Here is a 9712-nt window from a genome sequence, read left to right as displayed (position 1 = left end):
ACCCGCTTATTCACCTGAATTAAATCCAATTGAACAGGTATGGCAGTGGTTAAGACAGAATGAGTTAGCGAATAAATGTTTTAAGGATTATGACGATATTGTTGAATCTTGTAGTAATGCATGGAACGGCTTCATAAGTGATATAAAAAGGGTGAAAGATATATGCTTTAGAGACTGGCTAAATTTGAGTGGTTAATTAATGTAATTGGTATAAGTCATAGCTACAGATGTTTTCTGGCTCATCGCGTTAATTGCCCACTAGACAGTTGACAGACTGTAGTCCGATCTACAAAAATGAGTCATGGCTGCAGATATTTTTTGGCCCATCGCGTTAATCACCCGCTAGACAATTGACAGACTGAAATTCGACCTACTGTGTTGTAAAATACAGCTATTTTATTGTCTCTTACTGCGACATCCAATCGCCGCTATTAGCTGTCACTATGCACTTAATGGCGCTGTTGCAGTTTTCTTTTCAACATAATTCAATGCCGCTTGTAACGCTTCATGGCGATAAGTGTAGGTATTTTCTGTAGGCACCATCGCTAATAATTCAAATTTTTCTAATTGTTTTCGCGTTTGCTGATTTGGGCAGAGTAGGAACACGGCACAATTTGCCTCTCGGGCATCTTTAATGACATTTTCAAGCGCCAAACCCACGGTGACATCGAACATAGGTACGTCGGTTAAATCAAGGATCATCGCTTGATAATCACCGACACGGCTATGTTGGCGAGCAATAGCTTTTGAGACGCTAAAAATCATCGGCCCTGAAAGATAGAAAAATAGTACTTTGCCATTGGCGCGATCTAATAATACTCGTTCACTAGTGGTTAGCGGTACCACATCTTGGTCGGTATCGCTGATCGCTTTTACTTGCTTTGCTTGTGCTCGACTCAGTTGTTCAATAATGATGATATTGGAGATAAATACGCCAAGCCCTACCGCTACAATCAAATCAACAAACACGGTTAATAACATGACGCCATACATAATCATCATGCCTTGTAGGCTCACTTTATGGGCGCGTTGGATAAAGCTCCAATCCAAAATATTAAAACCCACATATACTGCGATACCAGCTAAAACGGCCATCGGAATAGGCTCGGTTAGACCACCGGCAATTAATACCACCAGTGTTAATACCAGTGCCCTCACCATGCCTGATAATGGTGAGCGCGCGCCAACTTGAATATTAGTGACTGTGCCCATGGTTGCGCCTGCGCCAGGTAAAGCGCCAAATAATCCTGAGATCATATTAGCAAGCCCTTGGCCACGTAACTCTTTATCTGAGTCATGCTCTTTGCGGGTCAGTGAATCACCAATAACAGCAGTCAACAAAGTATCAATACAACCTAGCGTACCTAAGACGAGGGCATCAACCACCATGGTCATAAACATATCAGCGGTAAAATGTGGCATAACTAAAGAAGGCAAACCTGCGGGGATTTCTCCGATACGGCGAATACTGTCGATATCAAAAAATAAGACAGAGAATAAAGTTACCGCCACTAAAGCAACAAGTTGTGCAGGCACGTATTTTCGGTACTGTTTTGGGAAGAAAAATAGCACCGCTAGGGTCAGTACGCCCAGCAATAACTCGCTAAAGTTAATATTTGATAGGATATTAGGTAATACGGATATTGTGCCTAAAACCCCGCCGGCTGGGGCTGCTTGGCCTAAAAGAGGTGACAGTTGCAAAATAATTAAGATCACACCGATACCTGACATAAAGCCTGATATGACACTATAAGGCATTAAGGTAATGTATTTACCCAATTTAAGTGTGCCAATTAATATTTGAAAGGCACCCGCCATCATCACAACGGTAAATGCCATCGCCATACCTGATTCAGGGTATTTAGCCATCATGCTGGTAAGTACGGCGGTCATGATCACGGTCATCGGCCCAGTAGGCTCAGAGATCAGCGATGTTGAACCGCCAAATAAGGCCGCAAAAAAACCAACTAAAATCGCCCCCCAAAGCCCAGCTTCTGCACCAGCTCCTGACGCTACGCCAAAAGCGAGTGCCAAAGGTAAAGAAACAATAGCCGTTGTGACACCACCAAAAATATCACCTTTGATATTTATATCGTTAAAGCGCTCACCAAACAAAACATGATCCCTTGCTTAAATTCAAATTAACTAATTCTAACAAAACTTTAATTAGATAAGTACAAAAATACCCGTCAATAAAACCAATGCTAATCACCTGCGCCATAATACCAATCCTATTAAGTTATTGCTCACTTGTACTAGTTAAAATAGCTCAAGGCTGTGTTGCTCTCACTCCCAATAGCCAGCTATTGCTCAATCGAGCGCCTTGCCTTGAATTATTTTTCCTGCGCACAACAAGATCACAAACTTAATGGAACTGGTATAAGACACATTTATGGTAAGTACTTAAGCCAAAATAGTGAACATTACTGTTTAAAAATTTTGCCAACTATATTCTTAATATTTGCTATAAATTTCAAATTCCCTTCATATCAACTGATAAAAAATATAGAGTCAATGCGATAAATTACCACTGAGACCTATCAAGTACAGTTACTCTGGCATTTGCACTTGTAGCTAGCGTGATCTCTGCTATAAATTAAAACACCATAAAAAATATAGTTTACAGGTTTTCCCAACACGCTCTATTTATATAAAAATTTGCCTTTAGTTTGTCGAAAAAAAGATAAAAAAAATCCAATAACTACGTATTGGATTTTATTATAAAACTTCTATTAACACTAATTAGTTTATGTTGGTACAACCTTTCATATAAGGTTGTAAAACAGTTGGTACATTAATACTACCGTCAACTTGTTGGTAGTTTTCTATCACGGCAACCAGTGTACGACCTACTGCTAAACCTGAGCCATTAAGTGTATGAACAAGCTCTGTTTTATTCGTTTCACTATTGCGATATCTGGCTTGCATTCTACGGGCTTGGAAATCTGCCATGTTTGAGCAAGATGAAATTTCACGGTAGGTATTTTGTGCCGGTAACCACACTTCAATATCAAAAGTTTTTGTCGCGCTAAAGCCGATATCACCGGTACATAACACAACAGTACGGTAAGGAAGTTCTAATTTTTCAAGAATTTTTTCTGCATGACCGGTTAATTCTTCTAAAGCTTTAAAAGAATCTTCAGGTTTAACAATTTGTACCATTTCAACTTTGTCGAACTGATGTTGGCGAATTAAACCGCGGATGTCACGACCATAAGAACCCGCTTCACTGCGAAAACATGGAGTATGAGCACACATTTTAATTGGCAACTCTTGCTCGTCAACAATTTCGTCACGCACTAAGTTAGTTAACGGTACTTCAGCGGTTGGGATCAAAGAAAGTTTTTTATTGTTAAGCTCAGTATGGAATAAATCTTCACCAAATTTTGGTAACTGGCCGGTACCGTATAAAGATTCATGATTGACTAAGTAAGGCACATACATTTCTTGATAGCCGTGCTCTTCACTGTGCACATCTAACATAAGTTGCGCTAGTGCTCGGTGTAATTTAGCAATTTGACCGCGCATAACGGCAAAACGAGTACCGGCAAGTTTAGCACCACTTTCAAAGTCTAAACCTTTATCTAATGCGGTAGCAACATCAACATGGTCTTTTACTTCAAAGTCAAATACACGCGGCGTACCCCAACGTTTAACTTCTACGTTATCGTCTTCACTTGCGCCGGCTGGTACTGACTGATGAATTAAATTAGGTATCGCTGAAGCGATAAGGTCAATTTGCGCCAACACTTGTGTTTGCGCTTCTTTCGCAGCTTCGAGCTCATCACCGAGTTTACTCACTTCGGCCAACAATGGCTGAATATCTTCGCCACGGGCTTTAGCTTGACCTATCGACTTAGAGCGAGTATTACGCTGATTTTGCAAATCTTGCGTGCTCATTTGGATCGCTTTACGTTGCTCTTCCAACATAATTAATTGCGCGGTGTCTAACTTATATCCGCGTTTAGCGAGCTCAGTTGCGGTATTTTCGATGTCTGTTCTAAGTAGTTTTGGATCAAGCATGATATATCAGTGTTTTCTTTGTTATTTACTTGTGAAAAATAGATACAATATACATACCTAATGCCGCTGCAAAAATGCATAAACTGACATTAAGTAATATGTTTATTGTCGCTTTAAATATGTCGCCTTGTTGTATTAATAACAAGGTATCTAATGAGAAGGTCGAAAAGGTGGTAAATGCGCCTAAAAAGCCAATACCAATAAGTGTTCGATAAATACTAACCTCAATAACACCTTGTTCAATTAACCCATAAAGTGTTCCCATAATTAGGGAGCCGAAAATATTAACCGCCAGCGTCGCAAAAGGGAACCCTTTTCCGAGCCAATTTAAAATTAATTGTGAAATATAAAATCGAAAGCTCGCACCAAATGCACCACCTATGGCGACAAATAGATATAAAGAAAAGTTACTTAGGCTATTAGTCATATCGTCGTTGGTCACTTTGTTGGTCTAACTGGTTTAAATAATTTAACTTATCACGCAGTTGCTTTTCTAATCCGCGATCCGTGGGTTGATAAAGTGTTGTTTGCGCTATCGCTTCTGGAAAATAATTCTCGCCGGCAGCAAAACCACCGACTTCGTCATGCGCATAACGATATTCTCCGCCGTGCCCTAATGCTTTAGTAATAGCGCTAGTAGCATTTTTTAAATGCAGCGGTACGTCAAGCTCGCTAGTTGCTGCAGCCAAGGCCTTTGCTTGATTGAATGCGGTATAAACGGCGTTACTTTTCGGCGCTAAAGCCATATAAACCGTAGCTTGTGCAATTGCTCGCTCGCCTTCACTTGGACCAACACGCTGAAAAGTATCCCAAGCGTTTAGGGCTAATTGCATCGCCCTTGGATCGGCATTACCGATATCTTCGCTGGCAATCGCTAACAATCGACGAGCAACATACAGCGCATCGCCACCACCGGTTAAAATACGGGCATACCAGTACAATGCAGCATCAGGGTCTGAGCCACGAACTGATTTATGAAAAGCGCTGATTAAATCATAAAAGGCATCACCACCTTTGTCATAAAGTGCAATTTTATTACCCGCTACCTGAATGAGCTGTGCTTTATTGAGTACTTGTTGATTATTTTCAACATTGGTAATTTCTAAGCAGTTTTCCAATAAGTTAAGTAACCTACGGGCATCACCATTTGCCAACGCAATAAGCTGCTTTTTGGTTGCTTCATCAATAATAATATCAAAGCTTGAGCTTTGCTTTTGATAACTTACTGCACGGGCCAACACATTACTGAGGTTGCTTTCACTGAGTTTTTTTAAGGTGTAAACCCGGGCTCGCGATAATATCGCCTGATTAAGTTCAAAAGCGGGGTTTTCAGTGGTTGCACCAATAAAAATGATAGTGCCATCTTCAATATGTGGCAAAAAAGCATCTTGCTGACTTTTGTTAAAACGGTGAACTTCATCAACAAAAAGTACCGTTCTGCGTTGTTGATGTGTGGCACGGCTTTTGGCATTTTCAATCGCTTGACGTATATCTTTAATGCCTGAAGTGACGGCAGAAACCCGTTCAATATCGGCATTGGCATGATTAGCAATAATTTCTGCAATCGTGGTTTTACCGGTACCTGGCGGGCCCCAAAATATAATGGAATGCACTTTACCTTGCTCAATAGCCAAAGGTAATGGCATGCCTTTAGCTAAGATATGTTCTTGGCCTTCATATTCAGCGAGCGATTTAGGCCTTAATTTTGCAGCTAAAGGCTTAAAACTGTCGTCTTCAGCAAAACCTAGATCAAGTGAACCATTAGCGTTGATCATCTAAATAAACACCTTTGGGAACAGAAAACGTAAATAAACTCGCATTAGGCGCTTTATCTTGATGTGTCAGGGTAATGACACTTAATTGCCCAGTGGCATCAAGAATATTAAACGCGGCGAGTTCAAGGTGGTTAAGTTTTTGTACAAAACTTAATTCTAAGCTTTTAACACGAGCATTTTCATTGTTAGCGCTAATCAAGTAACGGTTATCTGCTAACTGTCTTACGCTATAATCTTGCCATAGCTGCTCGTCAGTACTGGTGATCAATAAAATAGGTGTATTGGCTATCGCACTTTCTAAGGTATAGACACTGACCTGTTCAACAAACGGGTCATAAAACCACAGGTTTTTACCGTCTGATACAATCAGTGATTCATCTGGCATGATGGTTTGCCAGTTAACTAAGTTGGGTTTACTAACAGCAAGTAAGCCACTGCCTTGTTGTAATTCATTGCCCGCTTCATCAAAAATTTGCTGATTAAATTCAGCACTGAAAAATTCAATGGTGGCTAACTTTGCCATTAATTCACCTTTACTATTATCAGCCTTTTTTACAGCGGTATTGTTTGCTGTGCTGTTTAGGTTGTTCGCTGCACTGGTAGCAAAGCTAGTGGTTGATAATACTGTACTAAATAGTGCGGCGATAACAACAGCATTTTTTATTAATTTCATCTTGGTTGGCATGTTAAGGTTCCTTAATTGGCGGTGGCGCTAGTATTTCTCGTGCGCCATTGTTGCCAGGTTTGGTTACGACACCGTGTACTTCCATTTGCTCTACAATACGGGCTGAACGGTTGTAACCAATTCTAAATTTACGTTGAATACTGGAAATAGACACTCGGCCATTTTCAGTGATAAAGGCGATGGCTTCATCATATAAGGTATCGAGTTCTTCTTCGCTATCAGCGTCTGCTTGTTCACCTGGTAAGAGTATTTCTTGGTCTGCACCGCCTGACAAAATATCTTCGATATAATTAGGTTCGGCTCTTGATTTCCAATCATTGACTACCGCATGCACTTCGTGGTCATCAACAAAGGCACCATGAACCCGAATAGGCACGGCTTCACCTGGCGGTAAATAAAACATATCACCCATACCCAATAACTGATCAGCACCTTGCTGATCTAAAATGATACGAGATTCAATACGAGATTGTACTCTCAGCGCCATACGGGTTGGGATATTGGCTTTGATTAAACCGGTAATAACATCAGCCGATGGTCGTTGCGTAGCTAAAATTAAGTGGATACCTGCAGCACGGGCTTTTTGTGCTATGCGCGCTATAAGTTCTTCTACTTTCTTACCCACTATCATCATCATGTCGGCAAATTCGTCGACGATAATGACTATTGAGGGTAATTTACTTAATGTTGGTGGTGTTTGCGTAAATGCATCACTGGCTTGCCATAAAGGGTCAATCAGGGGCTCGCCTTCAGCAATCGCCTTAGCGACTTTGTCATTATAGCCTTTGAGATTTCTCACCCCAAGTTTTGACATTAATTGATAACGACGCTCCATTTCACCCACACACCAACGCAGTGCATTAGCGGCTTCTTTCATGTCAGTGACCACTTCAGAGAGTAGATGAGGAATACCGTCATAAACTGATAATTCAACTTGTTTAGGGTCGATCATGATCATGCGGACGTCTTCAGGCGAAGATTTGTATAAAATACTGACAATCATGGTATTTACCGCAACAGATTTACCCGATCCTGTAGTACCTGCCACTAATAAATGCGGCATTTTCGCTAGATCAGCAATCACAGGTTCGCCAGATATATCACTACCAATCGCCATAGCTAAATTTGATTTTGAGTTGGCAAACTTATCGCAAGCAATCACATCCGCAAAGAATACGGTTTCGCGATGTTTATTAGGTAATTCAATACCAATAACTGATTTACCTTCGATAACTTCTACTACACGAACACTTTTGGCTGATAACGAACGGGCTAAATCTTTCGATAAGTTGGTAATTTTACTGGCCTTAACACCCGGTGCTAAGTTTAATTCAAAACGGGTAATAACCGGGCCTGGAAAAACACCTACCACTTCGGCTTTAATGCCAAACTCAATAAGCTTTGCTTCCACTAAGCGAGAAACTAGGTCGAGTTGTTCTTGATCAATCGGATTTTTGACCCTGTCGGTACGATCTAACAAATCTAATGACGGCATGTCATGATGATTGGGCTCTGCGGGCTTATCATTTTCTAATTGCTGATAAATTTTGTCATGTAATGTGCTTGGCTCTTCAACAATAATTTTTTCAACTGGCTCAAATGCCGCTGCGATTTCATCTTCGCTAACATGCTCTTGCACATTCATTGCTAGCGGCTCGCCCATTAACTCGTCGATATCGACATAGGGCTCTTTTTCGCGGGTGTTATAGGCAATGTCGTCATCACTTTTCGCAAAAATACTCTCGTATTCAGTATCACTGATGGTCTCCAGGGCTTTTTTTACTTCTTCAGGCTCTGGTTCAAAAGCAATATAATGCTCAGTGACACTACTATCGCTGTCACTATTAACACTATTACTTGCAGTATTTAAATTTTGTGACGCTTGTTCAGTATCATTAAATGCTGGTGCTTTGAACCCTTGTTCAGTGTCATTAGATGCTGGTACTTTGATCTCTTGTTCAGGCCTGGTGCCTAAATGTTGTTTGATCAGCGCAGGTATCGTTAAGCTGTATTCAATGGCGTTAATGGCGCACTCCCCTACTCTGTCGATAGCCTTAAGTAGAGAGATTCCTGTTAGCAAGACAAATCCTGAACCGCAAAATGTAACAAATAACAAGGTGCTACCAATAAATGATAAGTATGGTAAGAGTGAATTACTCAAAACATCACCTAAAATACCGCCAGCAGAGAAGTAAAAAACATCGTCAAAATTCATACTCGCAATCGAGGTTACGCCGATATAAAACAAGATAAAACCAATAAATTTTAAACCAAGTGTTAGGTAATCTAATCGGATTAATTGGTGATATTTTTGAAATAGTAGCCAACCGGTAATGGCGATAACAAAGGGTAAACTGTAGGCAACTAAACCGAACAGGTTTAATAACAAATCAGACAAGTAAGCACCTACCGCGCCACCTAAATTACGCACAGAGTTTTGATAACCCGTTTGTGACCAGCCGGGATCTGCGGGATCAAAACTAAAGAGTGCTAACATAATAAACATGGCGAAAACGCAAAAGACTAAAAGCCCTGCTTCGAGAAGACGTTGAACGCCATTTAATTTTGGAGATGGAGAAGACAAATGCACACTCTTGAAAAAATTATCATTATGTTAAGGTTAAAATACCAAATATTAGCGATGAATAAAACGTAATACCGAACATTAGCGTTTTATTGGCAAAAGATTTGACGATTTCACCTCTTCCATCACAACATAAGTTCTACTTTCACTCACCGCAGGCAATCTTAATAAAGTATTACCGAGTAACTCACGATAAGCGGCCATATCAGCCACACGTGTTTTCAATAAAAAATCAAAATCTCCTGAAACCAAATGACATTCCTGAATAACATCTAATTCATGAACCGCTTTGGAAAAGTCATCAAATACATCTGGACTGGTTTTGGTTAGGGTGATTTCAACAATGACCAATAACGCGGCGTCTAATTTTTGTGGATTTAGTATCGCTTGATAACCGAGAATAAAGCGGTCGTTTTCCAGTCGTTTTACTCGTTCTAAGCAGGGAGTTGCGCTTAAACCAACCCTTTTTGACAGTTCAATATTAGATAAACGGCCATTTTTTTGTAGTTCGGTTAAAATATTTTTATCTATGCGATCAATTTTTTTAACTGGTGATGAACTCATATATAATTCGCTATAAAATAAAGGATTAACAGAATTATATCCTAGTTTAGTGTGAAAAACGACAGGTTAATCCGCTATAAA

At 40.2% G+C, this 9712-nt stretch carries 8 protein-coding genes; 1 reads left to right on the top strand and 7 read right to left on the bottom strand.

The annotated features are described in order from the left end of the window. The coding region (locus ESZ39_RS01535) for a transposase (protein WP_191321678.1) at positions 1-196 on the top strand (196 nt) is incomplete at its 5' end. Between the two features lie 245 nt (positions 197-441). Here ESZ39_RS01535 and ESZ39_RS01530 read toward each other — a convergent pair. The 7 genes from ESZ39_RS01530 to lrp form a co-directional block, all read right to left on the bottom strand. Next, positions 442-2115 carry a SulP family inorganic anion transporter gene (locus tag ESZ39_RS01530; RefSeq protein ID WP_146878023.1) on the bottom strand — a complete coding sequence of 558 codons (1674 nt, stop codon included), beginning with the start codon at positions 2113-2115 and terminating at the stop codon, positions 442-444. Positions 2116-2742: 627 nt separating this feature from the next. Next, on the bottom strand, positions 2743-4023 hold the full coding sequence (serS, locus tag ESZ39_RS01525) for a serine--tRNA ligase (protein WP_146878022.1): 1281 nt from the start codon (positions 4021-4023) through the stop codon (positions 2743-2745). 25 nt (positions 4024-4048) lie between these two features. Then, positions 4049-4450, bottom strand: a complete 402-nt coding sequence (crcB, locus tag ESZ39_RS01520) for a fluoride efflux transporter CrcB (RefSeq protein ID WP_146878021.1) — start codon at positions 4448-4450, stop codon at positions 4049-4051. Next, on the bottom strand, positions 4443-5798 hold the full coding sequence (locus ESZ39_RS01515; protein WP_146878020.1) for a replication-associated recombination protein A: 1356 nt from the start codon (positions 5796-5798) through the stop codon (positions 4443-4445). The genes crcB and ESZ39_RS01515 overlap by 8 nt, the downstream gene beginning before the upstream one ends. After that, positions 5785-6483 carry an outer membrane lipoprotein chaperone LolA gene (gene lolA, locus ESZ39_RS01510; protein ID WP_146878019.1) on the bottom strand — a complete coding sequence of 233 codons (699 nt, stop codon included), beginning with the start codon at positions 6481-6483 and terminating at the stop codon, positions 5785-5787. The genes ESZ39_RS01515 and lolA overlap by 14 nt, the downstream gene beginning before the upstream one ends. 1 nt (position 6484) lies before the next feature. Continuing rightward, on the bottom strand, positions 6485-9073 hold the full coding sequence (locus tag ESZ39_RS01505; RefSeq protein WP_223270196.1) for a DNA translocase FtsK: 2589 nt from the start codon (positions 9071-9073) through the stop codon (positions 6485-6487). Between the two features lie 75 nt (positions 9074-9148). Further along, positions 9149-9631, bottom strand: coding sequence for a leucine-responsive transcriptional regulator Lrp (lrp, locus tag ESZ39_RS01500; protein WP_146878018.1), 483 nt, complete (start codon positions 9629-9631; stop codon positions 9149-9151). Positions 9632-9712 lie beyond the last annotated feature (81 nt).

It is taken from the genome of Colwellia sp. C1TZA3, from assembly GCF_007954265.1.
Classification (GTDB): domain Bacteria; phylum Pseudomonadota; class Gammaproteobacteria; order Enterobacterales; family Alteromonadaceae; genus Cognaticolwellia.
This window is presented reverse-complemented; position numbering and strand designations above follow the sequence as displayed.

Coding starts and splice junctions, on each gene's coding strand:
- crcB (WP_146878021.1), bottom strand. CDS start 4,450: ATGACTAATAGCCTAAGTAACTTTTCTTTATATCTATTTGTCGCCATA.
- ESZ39_RS01515 (WP_146878020.1), bottom strand. CDS start 5,798: ATGATCAACGCTAATGGTTCACTTGATCTAGGTTTTGCTGAAGACGAC.
- lolA (WP_146878019.1), bottom strand. CDS start 6,483: ATGCCAACCAAGATGAAATTAATAAAAAATGCTGTTGTTATCGCCGCA.
- lrp (WP_146878018.1), bottom strand. CDS start 9,631: ATGAGTTCATCACCAGTTAAAAAAATTGATCGCATAGATAAAAATATT.
- serS (WP_146878022.1), bottom strand. CDS start 4,023: ATGCTTGATCCAAAACTACTTAGAACAGACATCGAAAATACCGCAACT.